The following is a 14,567-nucleotide window of genomic DNA, read 5'->3' on the forward strand; positions in this document are numbered from 1 at the left end:
GGGGGCGGCGGGCTGAGCCTTCACATCGCGGGCGACGCACCATAGAAGCGGCGCAGATGCGCGGCCACCGCCGGCATTTCTTCCTCAAGCAGCGCAGGCGCGGAGAAGTGGTACTCGGTGGCGACCGCGAAGAACTCTTCCGGCGCTTCGGACGCGTAGGGGTCGATCGCGGTGTGCCGGCCCCGGTCCACCTGCGCGCAGAAGTCATCGTAGGCGCGCTGGAAATCGGCGGCCCAGTGTTTCTGCCACTCGCGCGGCAATGGCGGCGTACCGTCGATCGCGCCATCCAGCGCATCGATCTTGTGCGCCATCTCATGCACCGCCACGCAGTAGCCGGCATGCGGGTCGGCGATGTCGGCCTGGATGTCGGCCCAGGACAGGATCAACGGCCCGCTGTCCCAGGATTCGCCGATCAGTTCGTCATCCCACTCGTGCAGCACGCCGGCCGCATCGACATGGCTGCGCTGCACCCGGAACGCATCCGGGTACACGATCAGCTGCGACCAGCCGCGCAGCCCTACCTCGCCCAGCTCCAGCAGCGGCAGGCAGCACAGCGCGGCAAGCAGCACACCGTCGCCTTCATCGAGCTGCAGGCCCGCAACCGGGCTGATGGTCTTCTCGTGCAGGAAGCGCGCACTGAGCACGCGCAGGCGTTCGCGGCGTGCCGGGTCGAGGCCACGCAGCCACGGGCCACGCTGGCAGCTCTGCTCCCACAGGGACGGATCGATCGCGCGCGGCGTGCGCCGCAGCCAACCCCACATACGTTCGATCAGCGGAACATGCCCGGCAGGAAGCTGTGCCACTTCGGCGCGCGCAGGCGCGGCAACACATCGTCGTCGCCGCCACCGCCGGTGCTGCCGGTGCCGCTGGCACTGGGCTTGACCGCCGCCGGTGCGCTGGTGGTGGTGGGCGCGGAGGGCGGCGCGCGCTCGGCGTCGCTCGCGGAATAGACGCAGCCACCCCGTACCTGGCCGGCGATCGCTTCGGAAGCGTGCGCGGCCAAGGGGGCCATCAGCAGGATCAGGCAATGGGCGAACGGGCGCATCGTCAACATCCAGAACGGGGGAACAGGTCAGTTCCCGATTCTAGCCCGATTCAGCGCCGGTATTGGAAGGCCACGGTGGGCGCTGGCGGCGGCTTTCCCGCATAATTTTGTCCAGTAATCCGATGGAACCTGCCGTGGACGACCGCCAACTGCTGGCCAAACTGGGTGCCGGGCGCCTGTCCGGAGACGCCCTGGCGCGCGAACTGGGCCAGACCCGCGCCGCCATTTGGAAGCGGATTCAAGGACTTAGGGCGGCCGGCATCGCCATCGAAGGGCGTGCCGGGGACGGCTACCAGCTGCAGCAGCCGTTGGATCTGCTCGACGTCGACACGCTCCGCGCGGCGCTCCCGGCGGCGGTGCTCCCGCTGCTCGCGTCCCTCGATATCGCGTGGAGCGTGGGGTCCACCAATACCGAATTGCTGCGCTGCAGCGCGCCGCAGCGCGGCACGGCGGTGCTGCTGGCCGAGCGCCAGACCGGTGGCCGGGGCCGTCGTGGCCGGGAGTGGGCCTCGCCGCTGGCCGCGCATGTGTACCTGTCGGTGCTGCGCGGCTTTGCCGGCGGCCTGTCGCGGCTGGGCGGCCTGAGTCTGGTGGCCGGTGTGGCCGTGGCCGAAGCGCTGCGTGCGCAGGGCATCGGCGAGGTCACGTTGAAGTGGCCGAACGATCTGGTGGTCGATGGCCGCAAGTTGGGGGGCCTGCTGGTGGAAGGCGGCGGTGAGTTCGCCGGCCCGGCGCGGGCGGTGATCGGTCTGGGGGTGAATGTGCGCATGCCCGCGGAGTACGCGGCGCAGATCACCCAGCCGTGGACCGACCTGGCCACCCTCGCCGGCAGCCATGCGGTGGAGCGCAACGCATTGGTTGCCGCGCTTCTGGCATCGCTGCTGCCGGCGCTGGAGGCATTCGATGCCGACGGCCTGGCCCCCTTCCTGCCGCGCTATGCCGCCCTGGATGGCCTGGCCGGGCGTGAGGTGCGGGTTGAGGAAGCCGGGCAGTGGATCGACGGCGTCGCCCTTGGCCTGGCCGACGATGGCGCGTTGCGCGTGCGCACCGCCGACGGCGAACGCGTGTTCCATGCCGGCGAAGTCAGCGTGAGGGCGCAATGAGCGACTGGCTGTTCGACCTGGGCAATTCGCGTTTCAAGTTCGCGCCGCTGCAGGGCGCGCGTGCCGGCGATGTACAGGCGTGGCCGCACGGTGCCGAGGCCATGCCGGCCGATGCGCTGCAGGCACTGCCGCAGGGCGATGTCGCCTATGTGGCCAGTGTTGCCGCAGCGGCACTGACCCGCAGCATGCTGGAGATACTGCAGGCCCGCTTCAGCGAGGTGCGCGTGGCGCGCACCGAGGCGCAATGCGCCGGCGTGCGCATCGCCTATGGCGATCCGGCGAAGTTCGGCGTGGATCGCTTCCTCGCGCTGCTGGCCGTGGCCGAGCGCCGTGAGGCAGTGGTGGTTGCGGGCGTCGGCACTGCGTTGACGATCGACCTGCTCGACGCCGATGGCCTGCATCACGGCGGGCGCATCGCGGCGTCGCCCACCACGATGCGCGAAGCGCTGCACGCGCGCGCGGTGCAGTTGCCCGCCAGCGGTGGCGCGTATCACGAGTTTGCCAACGATACCGCCGACGCACTGGCCTCCGGCTGCGATGGTGCGGCGGTGGCGCTGATCGAACGCAGCCGCACCGAGGCGGCCGCCGTGCTCGGCCGGCTGCCCGCGCTGCTGGTGCATGGCGGTGGCGCACCGGCGCTGATGCCATTGCTGGGCGATGCGCAGTTCCAGCCGGCGCTGGTGCTCGACGGCCTGGCCCGCTGGGCTGTGCACCACGCGGCACGCTGACCTGCCGGAGCTGCGCGCAACGCCTGCGCTTGGCCCTAGAATCCCTGCATGCTTACCCGTGCCCTGATCGTCGTCCTGGTCATCCTCAATCTGGGTGTCGCGCTGTGGTGGATGCTGCGCGGCGAACCCGCTGCCGCGCCGCCTGCGGCACCCATCGGTGTGGCCCAGCTCCAACTGCTGCCCGGCGATGCAGTGACCCCGGTGGCGGCGACCGCCGCCCCGGAGGCCGCGGCCCCCGCATTGGCCGATGTCACCCCGGCGCCCGAACCTGCGCCTGCGCCTGCAGCGCCCGCGGCGCCTACGCCCCCGACGACGCCGACGCCCAAGGCAGCGGTGGCCGCCGTGCCTGCGCCGGTCGCCAGTACGCCGCCGCCGCCCGCCGCGGCCGGGCCAGCCCAGTGCCTCAGCTTGGGACCGTTCGCCGACCGCGCCGCCGCGCAGGCTGCGCAGGCCAAGGCCGGCGGGGCATTGCGTGGCGCACGCCTGCGCGAAGTCGCCGATGCCGGCGCCACGCGCTACCGGGTGCTGCTGCCGTCGGCGCCGAGCCGTGAGGAGGCCCAGGCCACGGTCAAGCGCATCGTCGCGGCCGGACTGAGCGATTACTACATCATCGGCCAGGGGGAGGAAGCCAACGCCATCGCCCTGGGCCAGTACCGCAACCGCGAAGGGGCCGAACGGCGCATGGCCGCCCTCAGCGCGGCCGGTTTCAACGCCCGCCTGGTGCCCAGTGGGGGCGATGGCAGCGCGCAGTGGTGGGTGGATGCGACCCTGGCCACCCCGGCCGACGCCGCCAGCGCGCGTCAACGCAGCGGCGCGGCCCAGCAACGCTCGCTGGACTGCGCGCGGGTGCGCTAGAATCGCCACGCGTCATGCCGCTTTAGCTCAGTTGGTAGAGCAACTGTCTTGTAAACAGTAGGTCATCCGTTCGATTCGGATAAGCGGCACCATCCCCGGTCAACGGGGTCACTCAGACGTCTGCTCTCACTTTCCCGGACACGTCGCCGCCTGATGCCGATAGGTCTTCGGCCGATTGTGACAAGCGCTGGTGACATCCTGCACACGCTCCCGCAGCTACACCGCACTGCGATGGCCGCAGATTGCTGTCCTCAGGAAGAAGAATCAGCCCGCTTCCTCATTCGTCAGTGCGGAGGATGCAAGGACACTTCCTTGCAACGCCTTGTGTCGTATTTCGCATGTATGACCCTCCTGCGATGCGGTGAAGGGAGTTACGCGCGAACACCACTTGCCCAAGCGTTTCCTAGGTTCTCCCCGGCGTCATGTGATGTCCGTTGCGCAATCAAACAAGAAGGCCGCTTGACACGGGAGTTGGGAGGTGCTGCTCTCGGCTCGTCCCTGCAGCACTTGGCGCGCCAACGACGTTGGCCTGCGAAACAAATCTGCGCGAAATAGGGCGCTGCAAGGAATCGCCGGAAATTCCCGGCACCCGAGGCGCAGGGATCTGCGTCACTACTTAGGAGTGAGGCGATGCACGCTTTGACGGAAGCAGAAGTACAGAGTGTTTCTGGCGGCATGAGTACGACCACAAAGGTCATCATCGGAGGCGCACTCGTGGCTTCCCCGGCGATCGGTGCGATGCTGGTCTTTGCATACTACGCCAACAATCAATGCTGATAGGAAAATCACAGCCAACTAAGAGGCATGACCATGAACAACGGAATTGTAGAGCTCAACATCAATGAAGTTCAGCAGGTTTCAGGTGGCAATCTGGTGCTTCTTGGCACCATCGGTGCGGTACTGGCATTTGCATACCAGGCGGGCAAGGACATGGCGGCGCGCGATGCGCTCCAGTGCCCTGCACGCTGAGTCGTGCATCTGCAATGACGGGTCAGCGCCCGACTCCGGGCGCTGGCACTGGACCTGCTGACGCATAAGGATGGAGAAATCATGAGCGACGCGAACTCGTTATCTGCAGCAGAGAAAACACGCCGCAATCTGGCGATGCTTGGCGTCGCGATATTCTCGATCATGGGCATCTCCATGAGTGGGCTGTACTTCGTCGGAGCCTTCCTCTGCGTGGCATTTGCTGCGCTCCGCGGACCGAAAGCCATCTTCATGCATGCAGTGCTGTGCCTTGGAATTCTCGTGATGATTGGCGCTTATCACGTCGGAAAAGATCTGGCCCAGAGAGATAACGCAGCCCAGCTTGCCATTGGTTGCCCCGCCAATCTGCAGCCTTCTCCAGGCGGTCGGTAGAGAGAAATCGCGGTGATCGCGATGCAGATCGGGCCCTTGACCGCTACACACGGGGCCCAACGGCCAACTGCTGCGCGCGCCGGTGTCTGATCTGGTCGCCACTCGTCTGGTTGAGCCCGGTCAGACGTGCCATCGGCGCCGCCAGCGCGGGTGACCTGGGGAAAATGGACAGACCCCAGCTGCATCCACACAGGGACTGATCCAGCCGCTGTGGATGCGGCGAGTTAACGGTTGATTCATATTGGGCGAAACGAGTCCCGCTCCATCCGGGGGATCCTGGCTGGCGATCCATCGCGTCGACTGCTGCAGCGCCGCGAGTCCCGCGCCGCCGTGCTGGCTAGACTGTGCTTCTTTGCAATGGAGCAGCAGCGATGGCGATGTATCCCCCGGTTTCCCTGATCGGCGTTCCCACCGACATCGGAGCAGGTCATCGTGGCGCCGGCCTGGGGCCGGACGCGCTGCGCATTGCCGGCCTCGGCGATGCCTTGGCCGCACGCGGCGTGGATGTGCGCGACATCGGCAACCTGGATGGCCCGCGCAACCCGTGGACCGCACCGGTGCACGGCTACCGCCACCTGGATGAAGTGGTGGCGTGGAACCGCGCGCTGATGGACGCCACCTACGCCGAACTGCAGGCCGGCCGCATGCCGATCATGCTCGGCGGCGACCATTGCCTGGGCATCGGCTCGATCACGGCGGTGGCGCGCTGGTGCCGCGAACAGGGCAAGACCCTGCGCGTGCTGTGGCTGGATGCGCACTCGGATTTCAATACCAGCGATGTCACTCCCTCCGGCAACGTGCACGGCATGCCGGTGGCCTGCCTGTGCGGGCTGGGCCCGGATGCGCTGACCCGGCTCGGCGGCGACGCCCCGGCGATCCGGCCGCAGCAGGTGCATCAGATCGGCATCCGCTCGGTGGACCAGGACGAGAAGCGCCTGATCAAGCAGCACCAGGTGGATGTGTATGACATGCGCTACATCGACGAGGCGGGCATGAAGCGCACGATGGAAGCGGCGCTGCAGGGGATCGACGACAACACCCATCTGCACGTCAGCTTCGATGTGGACTTCCTCGACCCGAGCATCGCACCGGGCGTGGGCACCACCGTCCCGGGTGGTGTGAACTACCGTGAAGCGCAGCTGGTGATGGAAATGATCGCCGACACCGGACGCATGGGGTCGCTGGACATCGTGGAGCTCAATCCGCTGCTGGACAACCGCAACACCACCGCAGAACTGGCGGTGGACCTGGTGGAAAGCCTGTTCGGCAAATCGACGCTGATGCGCGATTGATGCTGCGGTGGCGCGCCTTTCCGGCGCGTGGCTGAATGGTGGTGGGGCGCGTTCACATTCGCTGCACGCCTTTGCCGCCAGATTGCACTTCACGCGGCGGCAGTGTCGATTCGGCCCCCGCCCCGCGATCGGGAAGAGGAGCATCGCTCGTCTGACAGGTGGACCGGATACCGGTGTTGAAGTTGATCAAACAGGAGAACCCCATGAAGCGTGTTATTGCACTGATGCTGTTGTCGATGTTCTCGGTGGCGATGCTGGCCGGCTGCAACACCGTTGCCGGTGCCGGCAAGGATGTACAGAAGGCGGGCGAAACGGTGGAAGACGCTGCCAAGGGCAACTGATCTCCGGATCGGACACCCAGAAAAAGGCCGGGATTTCCCGGCCTTTTTCGTTGTGTGCGGATTGTTGCGAACGGTGTCGCCGCCGCGTCCGGTAGTGAACCATTCAAGCTCGTGAGCATCTGTTTCATCGCTGCTTGACCGCCACCGAACGCGAACCTGCGCATTCTGTGTGTGCGGCGACGGTGCCGTTGCAAACAAGGATGCGAACCCATGAACAAAGACATCATTTCCGGCAAGTGGACGCAGCTCAAGGGCAAGGCGCAGGCCAAGTGGGGCGACCTGACCGATGACGACTTCAAGGTGGCCGAGGGCAATGCCGAGTACCTGGCAGGCCGTCTGCAGGAACGCTATGGCTGGGCGCGCGACCGCGCCGAAACCGAAGTGCGCGACTTCGAGAAGGCCATGCGCAAGGACTATCCGGATTTCCACTGACGCGGTACGCCGCATGCAGTGAGGCGGCAGGGCCGCCAGGGTATGAAACCAGGCGGGCCGCATTGCGCGGCCCGCCTTTGTTGTGCTCAACGTGCGCGGTAGGCCGGCGGATCAGGCACGTACTGCTGCGGGAACGCCTGCGGCGCATCGTCGCGGCGCAGCGCACGGCGCGGCATGACCCCGCGCGCGATCAGGTTGCGCTCGCTGTCGTAACGCACATCCAGCCGCTGCGTCGGCATGCGCGTGGCGCGGTCGAAGGTAGTGTTGTCCGCGCGCGAGTACTCGCGCGCGCCGTGGCCGGTGCCGAGCTGCGGTGCGGGGGCCGCCGCGCCGCGCGCCGAGGCCATGTCGGCTGCCGCTTCCGCCTGCGGCGCCTCGCGCAGGATCGGGCGCGACGGCCGGGCGATCGGCGGTGCCGGTGCAGGACGGGGCGCTTCACGGAACACGGCGATGCCGATCACCCCGATGTTGTCAGGGCGGTCGGTACGTGCGGCGTAGCTGCGGCCGGGGTCGGTGAACACGAACTGGGCGACCTCGCGCGACGACTTGCGCCAGCCGCTGATCTCCGCGCGCTGCCACGGGTCAAGTACGTAGCCGGTCTGGCCGGGGGCGGCGACCTCGCCGGTGATCGCGTTCAGGCCGTCCACCGACAGCACCACCAGCACGCGCTCGCTGCTGTCGTTGCGCAATGCCACGCTGTAGCGGTGGCCCTGCTGGCCGGCCACCCAGCGCTGTGCGCCGTCCGGGTACTGGCGCAGCGTGCGGCCGCTGTCGCGGTCCACCACCTGCAGGGAGACCGGGCCGGCATCGTCGGGGAACGGGGCCACGGGCGTGAAACCGCACAGCATCAACGTGGCCAGCAGGGGCAGGATCAGGCGTTTCATGGCAGGCATCCGGGTTGGGGTACGGGATTGAACGCCCCAGCCGGCCCAACGGGGTTGCGCGCGGGCAGGTAAACTGGGGGTGTTCAACTGTCCGTAATGATTCCCTCATGACCACCCGCGTTCTTACCGGCATCACCCCCTCCGGCACCCCCCACCTGGGCAACTATGTGGGCGCCATCCGTCCGGCCATCGCGGCCAGCCAGGCGTCCGGCATCGAGAGCTTCTTCTTCCTGGCCGACCTGCACAGCCTGATCAAGGCGCAGGAGCCGGCGCGGACCCAGCGCTCGACCCTGGAGATCGCCGCAAGCTGGCTGGCGTGCGGGCTGGATCCGGACAAGGTGTGGTTCTACCGGCAGAGCGACATCCCCGAAACCACCGAGCTGATGTGGCTTCTGACCGCCATCGCCAGCAAGGGCATCCTCAACCGCGCCCATGCCTACAAGGCGGCCGTGGACAAGAACCGCGAGGAGCAGCTCGATGACGACGCCGGCATCAGCGCGGGCCTGTTCATGTACCCGGTGCTGATGGCGGCCGACATCCTGATCTTCAAGGCCAACCATGTGCCGGTTGGCCGCGACCAGATCCAGCACATCGAGATGGCGCGCGATTTCGCCCAGCGGTTCAATCACGTGTACGGCAAGGAGTATTTCCCGTTGCCGGAGGTGGTGATCGACGAACAGGTGGCCACGCTGGCCGGCCTGGACGGCCGCAAGATGAGCAAGAGCTACCACAACACGATTCCGCTGTTCGCGCCGCGCGCGGAGCTGAAAAAGCTGGTGTTCTCGATCCTCACCGACTCGCGCGCACCGGGCGAGCCCAAGAGCACCGAGGGCTCGGCGCTGTTCCAGATGTACCAGGCCTTCGCCAGCGCCGAACAGACCGCCGCGTTCGCCCAAGCGTTCGCCGACGGCATCGGCTGGGGCGAAGCCAAGCAGCAGCTGTTCGAGCGCATCGACGCGGAGCTGACCCCGCTGCGCGAGCGTTACGAAGCGTTGATGGCCGAGCCGGAGAAGATCGAGGCGCTGCTGCGTCGCCGTGGCCAGCAGCTGCGCGAGCAGTATGCGGTGCCGCTGCTGGCCGAGCTGCGTCATGCAGTGGGCCTGCGCGATCTGTCCAGCGCCGGTGGCGTGGCCAGCGAAGACAGCAGCGAAGCGCGTGCGGCGCCGCCGATGTTCAAGCAGTACCGCGAGAAGGACGGGCGCTTCTACTTCAAGCTGCTGGCCGGCGATGGCAGCCTGCTGATCCAGAGCGAGGCGTTCGATTCGCCGCGCGATGCCGGCCAGCTGATCGGCGTGCTCAAGCAGACCACGCACGGCGATGGCCTGCAGAGCGAGCTGTTCAAGGTCGAGGTCGATGTGGCGGTGGTGCTGGACGCCCTGCAGGTGCTGCGCGAGCAGGCCTGATCGCACCGGCACCATCGGCGCATGGCATGATGCGGGCATCCTGCACGGGAGACTGCAATGGCTTGGTTGTCGTTGGTGTTGTTCCTGCCGTGGTTCGTGCTGTTGGGCACCTTGTTCTGGCTGTTTCCACGGCAGCCGCGCGGGGCATCGCGGCGCCTGTTCGACGGCGTCGCGCTGGCACTGGCCTTCGCCCTGAGCATCCTGGCGATGCTGTGGGGGCACCATATCGGGGTGGTGCAGTCCGACGCCGGCCCGATCTGGCGGCAGGTGCTGGCCGTGCTGTACGCGTATGGCGCATTCCTGGCGGTGATGGTCGCGGCGATCCTGCTGCGCGGGCCGGCATTGGCGCGACGTTCGACCAAAGCCGCATCGAAGCCGGCAGCGGGTTCGCCCTAGACTGGGTGTGGCGTAGCACGCCGATTTTTCGCCAGGGATGAGCCGATGACCTCCGACCCCAGCATCCATACCATCGATACCGCGTTCCAGCGCGACGATTTCGACGCCGCCTACCTGGTGGTCGAGAACGGGCGCGGCGCGTTCATCGACTGCGGCACCGGATTGGCGGTGCCGGCCATGCTCAAGGCGCTGGCACGCGCCGGCGTCGCCGCCGACGCCGTGGACTGGCTGGTGCTGACCCACGTGCACCTGGACCACGCCGGCGGCGCAGGACTGCTGATGCAGCAGCTGCCCAATGCCCGGCTGGTGGTACATCCACGCGGCGCCCCGCACATGGTCGATCCGGCCCGGCTGATCGCCGGCGCCACCGAGGTGTATGGCGAAGCGGAAATAAAGCGCAGCTACGGTCCGATCCTGGCGGTGCCGGCCGAGCGCGTGGTGATCGCCGACGATGGCCACCGCGTCGACCTCGCCGGGCGCGTGCTGCACTGCATGCATACGCCCGGCCACGCACGCCACCACCTGTGTGTGTGGGATGCGCGCAGCGCGAGCTGGTTCACCGGCGACACCTTCGGCCTGTCCTACCGCGAGCTGGACAGCCCGCGCGGCGCGTTCATCCTGCCCACCTCCTCGCCGGTGCAGTTCGAACCGGAGCCGCTGAAGCAGTCGATCGCGCGGATGCTCGCCTACGCGCCGCAGGCGATGTACCTCACCCACTATGGTCGCGTGCAGGACGTGCCGCGCCTGGCGGCCGACCTGGTCGAGCAGATCGATGCGATGACCGATATCGCGCGCCAGTGCGATGCGCGGCCCGATCGCCATCGCTGCCTGGTGGCGGCACTGACGGCGCTGTATCTGGAGCGCGCGCAGGCCCACGGCTGCCCACTGGATGATGCGGCGGTGACGCAGGCGCTGGCGATGGACATCGAGCTCAACGCGCAGGGCCTGGCCTGCTGGCTGGACCGCGACCGCCGCTGAGGCGGCCGGGGCAGCGGTCACGCAGGTGTCACGTTACACTCGGGGCTTCCGTTTTCCGCCTGGTGTCTGCCGTGAATCCGATGCGCATGCTGCTGTTGTCGTCCTGTCTGTTCGTCGGCGGTCTGGCCCACGCGGCCAATGACCTGCCCGGTGGCGGCATCGACCCGGACGCGCTGTCGCGGCATGTACGCATCCTGGCGTCTGACGCCTTCGAAGGACGCGCCCCGGCGTCGGCGGGCGAAGAGCGCACCGTCCAGTACCTCACCGACGAGTTCCGCAGGTACGGCCTGCAGCCCGGCGGCGTGGATGGCAGTTGGGTGCAGCCGGTGCCGATGGTGCGCGCGCAGGTCGATGGCCCGGTGCGCGCACAGCTGCGCCAGAACGGCACACTGCATACCCTGGCCAATGGCGAGGATGTGACGTTGCAGAGCCTGCGGCCGCAGGCGCTGGTGGACATCAAGGACGCGCCGCTGGTGTTCGTCGGTTACGGCATCGATGCGCCGGACCGGCAGTGGAACGACTACAAGGACGTCGATCTGCACGGCAAGATCGCCGTGGTGCTGATCAACGATGCCGATTTCGAGGCCGATGCGCCGGGCGCGTTCGATGGCAAGGCGGTGACCTACTACGGCCGCTGGACCTACAAGTTCGAAGAAGCCGCCCGCCGTGGCGCGCAGGGCGTGCTGATCGTGCATGAGACCGCGCCGGCCGCATATGGCTGGGCCACGGTGAAGAGCTCGGGCACCTCGCCGCTGTTCGACATCGAGCGCACGCCCGAGCAGGCGCTGGCCCAGCACGTGCCGGTGCGCGGCTGGATGCAGCGTGCGCTCGCCGAGCAGCTGTTCCGCGATGCCGGCCTGGATTTCGAGGCCGAGAAGCGCCGGGCGATGACGCCTGCGTTCACCCCGGTCGCGCTCGGCGATGCGCGGCTGTCGGTGAACTTCAAGCTCAAGCGCGAGCAGGTGATCACCCGCAACGTGGTGGCCAAGCTGCCCGGCGGCGCGCATGCCGACGAGGCGGTGATCTTCTCCGCGCACTGGGATGCCTTCGGCATCGGCCAGCCCGATGCCAAGGGCGACCGCATCCGCCGTGGCGCGATCGACAACGCCACCGGCGTGGCCACCGTGCTGGAACTGGGCCGCGTGTTCGCCGCCGGCCCGCAGCCGCAGCGCACGCTGTACTTCGTGGCGCTGACCGCCGAGGAGAAGGGCCTGCTCGGTGCCAGCTACTACGCCGCGCACCCGCTCGCGCCGCTGGACAAGACCGCCGCGGTGCTCAACATCGAGATGTTCAGCCCGGACGGTCCGACCCGCGACATCGCCTCGTGGGGCAAGGGCCGGGTGTCGCTGGAAGGTGACCTGGAGCGCGTGGCCAAGGCCCGCGGCCGCACCTACTCGCCGGACCCGAACCTGGAAGCCGGCTTCTTCTATCGCGCCGACCATTTCGCGTTCGCGCGTCTGGGCGTGCCCGCCATCACCATCGGCCCGGGGCTGGACATGACCGACGGCGGGGTGGAGAAGGGCCGCGCGCTGCGCGATGCGTACTTCGCTGCGTGCTACCACCAGGCCTGCGACGCCTGGACCCCGGGCTGGGACCCGAGCGGCCACGCCGCCGATACCCTGCTGGTCTACGACCTGGGCGCGGAACTGGCCAACAGCCGCCGCTGGCCGCACTGGGAAGAGGGATCGGAGTTCCGCGCGGTGCGCGAGCAGAGCGAATCGGCGCGCCGCTGACGCTCAGCGCCGGCGTGGCCCCCGACGTGGCAGCGGATTCACCGTGCGCGGCGGACGGTGGTCACGCATTACATACCAGGCCGCCGCCAGCGCACCCGCCGCGATGACGACCTGGATGCTCTGCTGCACGATGAACACCGCGGGCGACTGTTCATACCAGAGCCAGCGCGGTGGCCCGCGCTGGACGAGGGGAGCGACGCCCCGATACACGGCCAGCCCGACGCCCAGCATCACCCACGCCGCGAAGGCGTGCAGTGCGACGAACGCGTACACGTGGGCGCGTCCGGCGCGCCGTTGGCTGGCGCGCTGCCGATACAGCGCCACGACGGTGAACAGCGCCGCCACCACCGCCACCCCGGACAGCCCCTGCGACAGCCGCGGCGCCCAGGCACGCACCTTGTTGTCGCGTTGTTCCAGCACCTCGCAGGCGCGCACGTGCGCCTGCATGTCAGCCGCGGTGGCAGGCGGCGCGTAGGGGCGCGGGTGGGTGTCGGGCACGGCAACCCCTGCCCGGCACTCGCGCGCTTCGCCCAGCGCCGGGACCCAGGGTCCCAGCGCCATCACCGCCAACAGCATCCATGCACGCACGGCCCGCGACCTTGTGCTTCGCACGCCCGCTTACGGGTGCGTGCGGGTGCCGTCCAGCCAGTTGGGGCCCTTGTTCTTCAGGAAGAACACGTAGACCACCAGCGACACCGCGATCACGGCGGTGACATAGATCGCGAACGAGGTGACATGGCCGGTCTTCAGCGCGCCCTGGTACAGCAGCGGGGCGGTGCCGCCGAACAGCGAATTGGCCACCGCGTAGCCGAAGCCCACGCCCAGCGCACGCACGTGGGTGGGGAACAGCTCGGCCTTCACCACGGCATTGATCGAGGTATAGCCGGTGAGGATGACAAAGCCGATTGCCAGCACCAGGAACGCCATCAGCGGGTCGTGCTGGTTGGGCAGTTCGGTGATCAGGTACCAGGTGTACAGCACGCCGCCGATGCCGAAGAACACCAGCAGGCTCTTGCGCCCGACGATGTCCGACAGCCAGCCGCCGATCGGCTGCAGCACCATCAGGAAGGTCAGCACGCCGAGGTTGATCAGCGTGCCGGTCATCACGTCGTCGCCGGCGAAGGCGCTCTGGATCATCTTCGGCCCGTTGACCGAGTAGGTGTAGAACGCCACGGTGCCGCCGGCCGTGATCAGGAAGCACAGCAGCAGCGGGCGCCACTGGTGTACGAACAGCTCGTACATCGAGCCGGATGCCTTGGCCTTGCCGGTCTTGGCCGCCTCGATGGAGTCTTCGCCCAGCGATTCGTCCATCGTGCGGCGCAGCCAGAACACCACGATCGCGGCGATGCCGCCGATGCCGAAGGCGATGCGCCAGCCCCATTCGGAGATCTGCGGCTTGTCCCAGAAGGTAAGCATGGCCAGCAGCGTGAGCTGCGCCAGCACATGGCCGCCGACCAGGGTCACGTAGTGGAACGAGGACAGGAAGCCACGGCGGCCCGGAATGGCTGCTTCGGACATGTAGGTCGCGCTGGTGCCGTACTCACCGCCGGTGGCGAAGCCCTGCAGCAGGCGCGCGAACAGCAGGATGACCGCCGCCCAGATGCCGATCTGCGATGCGGTGGGGGTGATGGCGATCAGGAACGAACAGCCGGCCATGACCGTCACCGAGACCGTCAGCGCCAGGCGGCGCCCGTAGCGGTCGGCGAAGCGGCCGAAGTACCACGCCCCGATCGGGCGCATCAGGAAGGTGGCGGCGAAGATCGCCCAGACGTACATGGTGGAGTTCTTGTCGGCGGCCGAGAAGAACTGCGATTCGAAGTACACCGCGAACACCGAGTAGACGTAGACGTCATACCACTCGACCAGATTGCCGGCCGAGCCTTTGAGGGTGTTGGAAATGGAGCGGCGCAGGGCGGCGCGGGAGGCGTCGCGCGGAATCGCCGGAGGGGAGATCGTGCTCATGCAGGGTAGGGGTCCTGGCTGGGAAACGGTCGAACTGGCCGGGCAGCGGCCCGGGG

Annotated in this window: 18 protein-coding genes and 1 tRNA gene; 14 read left to right on the forward strand and 5 right to left on the reverse strand. The window is 67.9% G+C overall.

The window, feature by feature from the left end:
- Positions 1–20: 20 nt before the first annotated feature.
- Together ACLB90_RS11080 and ACLB90_RS11085 are read right to left on the reverse strand one after the other, a co-directional pair.
- The gene (locus ACLB90_RS11080; RefSeq protein WP_411849553.1) at positions 21–803 is read right to left on the reverse strand and encodes a zinc-dependent peptidase; all 783 of its coding nucleotides are present in this window, start codon (positions 801–803) and stop codon (positions 21–23) included.
- Positions 770–1,045, reverse strand: coding sequence for a hypothetical protein (locus tag ACLB90_RS11085; protein ID WP_411849554.1), 276 nt, complete (start codon positions 1,043–1,045; stop codon positions 770–772). The genes ACLB90_RS11080 and ACLB90_RS11085 overlap by 34 nt, the downstream gene beginning before the upstream one ends.
- A 134-nt stretch (positions 1,046–1,179) precedes the next feature.
- On the opposite strand from ACLB90_RS11085, the gene birA reads away from it, so the two are divergent.
- From birA to ACLB90_RS11135, 10 genes are all read left to right on the forward strand, one after another.
- Positions 1,180–2,148 carry a bifunctional biotin--[acetyl-CoA-carboxylase] ligase/biotin operon repressor BirA gene (gene birA / locus ACLB90_RS11090; RefSeq protein ID WP_411849555.1) on the forward strand — a complete coding sequence of 323 codons (969 nt, stop codon included), beginning with the start codon at positions 1,180–1,182 and terminating at the stop codon, positions 2,146–2,148.
- Entirely contained in the window at positions 2,145–2,876 is a 732-nt protein-coding gene (locus ACLB90_RS11095; protein ID WP_411849556.1) for a type III pantothenate kinase, read from the forward strand. The genes birA and ACLB90_RS11095 overlap by 4 nt, the downstream gene beginning before the upstream one ends.
- Positions 2,877–2,924: 48 nt before the next feature.
- On the forward strand, positions 2,925–3,731 hold the full coding sequence (locus tag ACLB90_RS11100) for an SPOR domain-containing protein (protein ID WP_411849557.1): 807 nt from the start codon (positions 2,925–2,927) through the stop codon (positions 3,729–3,731).
- 16 nt (positions 3,732–3,747) lie between these two features.
- Positions 3,748–3,823 (forward strand) — tRNA-Thr (locus tag ACLB90_RS11105).
- 538 nt (positions 3,824–4,361) lie between these two features.
- Positions 4,362–4,508, forward strand: a complete 147-nt coding sequence (locus ACLB90_RS11110) for a hypothetical protein (protein WP_411849558.1) — start codon at positions 4,362–4,364, stop codon at positions 4,506–4,508.
- A 33-nt stretch (positions 4,509–4,541) separates the two neighbouring features.
- A complete protein-coding gene (locus ACLB90_RS11115; protein WP_411849559.1) occupies positions 4,542–4,700 on the forward strand; it encodes a hypothetical protein in 159 nt (52 codons plus the stop codon).
- Between the two features lie 81 nt (positions 4,701–4,781).
- The gene (locus ACLB90_RS11120; protein WP_411849560.1) at positions 4,782–5,090 is read left to right on the forward strand and encodes a hypothetical protein; all 309 of its coding nucleotides are present in this window, start codon (positions 4,782–4,784) and stop codon (positions 5,088–5,090) included.
- Between the two features lie 371 nt (positions 5,091–5,461).
- A complete protein-coding gene (gene rocF / locus ACLB90_RS11125) occupies positions 5,462–6,382 on the forward strand; it encodes an arginase (protein WP_411849561.1) in 921 nt (306 codons plus the stop codon).
- Between the two features lie 203 nt (positions 6,383–6,585).
- Positions 6,586–6,723 carry an entericidin A/B family lipoprotein gene (locus ACLB90_RS11130; protein ID WP_026070664.1) on the forward strand — a complete coding sequence of 46 codons (138 nt, stop codon included), beginning with the start codon at positions 6,586–6,588 and terminating at the stop codon, positions 6,721–6,723.
- Positions 6,724–6,933: 210 nt separating this feature from the next.
- Complete coding sequence (locus ACLB90_RS11135) at positions 6,934–7,155, forward strand: CsbD family protein (RefSeq protein WP_282294988.1); 222 nt, start codon at positions 6,934–6,936, stop codon at positions 7,153–7,155.
- Positions 7,156–7,241: 86 nt separating this feature from the next.
- Here the strand turns inward: ACLB90_RS11135 and ACLB90_RS11140 are convergent, their stop codons facing one another.
- Complete coding sequence (locus tag ACLB90_RS11140; protein WP_411849562.1) at positions 7,242–8,039, reverse strand: hypothetical protein; 798 nt, start codon at positions 8,037–8,039, stop codon at positions 7,242–7,244.
- Between the two features lie 107 nt (positions 8,040–8,146).
- Between ACLB90_RS11140 and ACLB90_RS11145 the strand changes: the two genes are divergently transcribed.
- From ACLB90_RS11145 to ACLB90_RS11160, 4 genes are all read left to right on the forward strand, one after another.
- A complete protein-coding gene (locus ACLB90_RS11145) occupies positions 8,147–9,442 on the forward strand; it encodes a tryptophan--tRNA ligase (protein ID WP_411849563.1) in 1,296 nt (431 codons plus the stop codon).
- Between the two features lie 57 nt (positions 9,443–9,499).
- The gene (locus ACLB90_RS11150; RefSeq protein WP_411849564.1) at positions 9,500–9,838 is read left to right on the forward strand and encodes a hypothetical protein; all 339 of its coding nucleotides are present in this window, start codon (positions 9,500–9,502) and stop codon (positions 9,836–9,838) included.
- Positions 9,839–9,883: 45 nt separating this feature from the next.
- Positions 9,884–10,816, forward strand: coding sequence for an MBL fold metallo-hydrolase (locus tag ACLB90_RS11155; protein WP_411849565.1), 933 nt, complete (start codon positions 9,884–9,886; stop codon positions 10,814–10,816).
- Between the two features lie 80 nt (positions 10,817–10,896).
- Positions 10,897–12,549, forward strand: a complete 1,653-nt coding sequence (locus tag ACLB90_RS11160; RefSeq protein WP_411852743.1) for a M28 family metallopeptidase — start codon at positions 10,897–10,899, stop codon at positions 12,547–12,549.
- Positions 12,550–12,552: 3 nt separating this feature from the next.
- Here the strand turns inward: ACLB90_RS11160 and ACLB90_RS11165 are convergent, their stop codons facing one another.
- Together ACLB90_RS11165 and ACLB90_RS11170 are read right to left on the reverse strand one after the other, a co-directional pair.
- The gene (locus ACLB90_RS11165) at positions 12,553–13,137 is read right to left on the reverse strand and encodes a hypothetical protein (protein ID WP_411849566.1); all 585 of its coding nucleotides are present in this window, start codon (positions 13,135–13,137) and stop codon (positions 12,553–12,555) included.
- A 30-nt stretch (positions 13,138–13,167) separates the two neighbouring features.
- Positions 13,168–14,511 (reverse strand): MFS transporter, encoded by a 1,344-nt coding sequence (locus tag ACLB90_RS11170; protein WP_411849567.1) that lies wholly within the window; start codon positions 14,509–14,511, stop codon positions 13,168–13,170.
- Between the last annotated feature and the right edge of the window lie 56 nt (positions 14,512–14,567).

It is taken from the genome of Stenotrophomonas sp. LGBM10 (assembly GCF_046736075.1).
Lineage (GTDB): Bacteria > Pseudomonadota > Gammaproteobacteria > Xanthomonadales > Xanthomonadaceae > Stenotrophomonas.

Coding starts and splice junctions, on each gene's coding strand:
- ACLB90_RS11110 (WP_411849558.1), top strand. CDS start 4,362: ATGCACGCTTTGACGGAAGCAGAAGTACAGAGTGTTTCTGGCGGCATG.
- ACLB90_RS11150 (WP_411849564.1), top strand. CDS start 9,500: ATGGCTTGGTTGTCGTTGGTGTTGTTCCTGCCGTGGTTCGTGCTGTTG.
- ACLB90_RS11130 (WP_026070664.1), top strand. CDS start 6,586: ATGAAGCGTGTTATTGCACTGATGCTGTTGTCGATGTTCTCGGTGGCG.
- ACLB90_RS11140 (WP_411849562.1), bottom strand. CDS start 8,039: ATGAAACGCCTGATCCTGCCCCTGCTGGCCACGTTGATGCTGTGCGGT.
- ACLB90_RS11135 (WP_282294988.1), top strand. CDS start 6,934: ATGAACAAAGACATCATTTCCGGCAAGTGGACGCAGCTCAAGGGCAAG.
- ACLB90_RS11100 (WP_411849557.1), top strand. CDS start 2,925: ATGCTTACCCGTGCCCTGATCGTCGTCCTGGTCATCCTCAATCTGGGT.
- ACLB90_RS11160 (WP_411852743.1), top strand. CDS start 10,897: ATGCGCATGCTGCTGTTGTCGTCCTGTCTGTTCGTCGGCGGTCTGGCC.
- ACLB90_RS11095 (WP_411849556.1), top strand. CDS start 2,145: ATGAGCGACTGGCTGTTCGACCTGGGCAATTCGCGTTTCAAGTTCGCG.
- ACLB90_RS11085 (WP_411849554.1), bottom strand. CDS start 1,045: ATGCGCCCGTTCGCCCATTGCCTGATCCTGCTGATGGCCCCCTTGGCC.
- ACLB90_RS11155 (WP_411849565.1), top strand. CDS start 9,884: ATGACCTCCGACCCCAGCATCCATACCATCGATACCGCGTTCCAGCGC.
- ACLB90_RS11145 (WP_411849563.1), top strand. CDS start 8,147: ATGACCACCCGCGTTCTTACCGGCATCACCCCCTCCGGCACCCCCCAC.
- ACLB90_RS11120 (WP_411849560.1), top strand. CDS start 4,782: ATGAGCGACGCGAACTCGTTATCTGCAGCAGAGAAAACACGCCGCAAT.
- ACLB90_RS11170 (WP_411849567.1), bottom strand. CDS start 14,511: ATGAGCACGATCTCCCCTCCGGCGATTCCGCGCGACGCCTCCCGCGCC.
- ACLB90_RS11115 (WP_411849559.1), top strand. CDS start 4,542: ATGAACAACGGAATTGTAGAGCTCAACATCAATGAAGTTCAGCAGGTT.
- rocF (WP_411849561.1), top strand. CDS start 5,462: ATGGCGATGTATCCCCCGGTTTCCCTGATCGGCGTTCCCACCGACATC.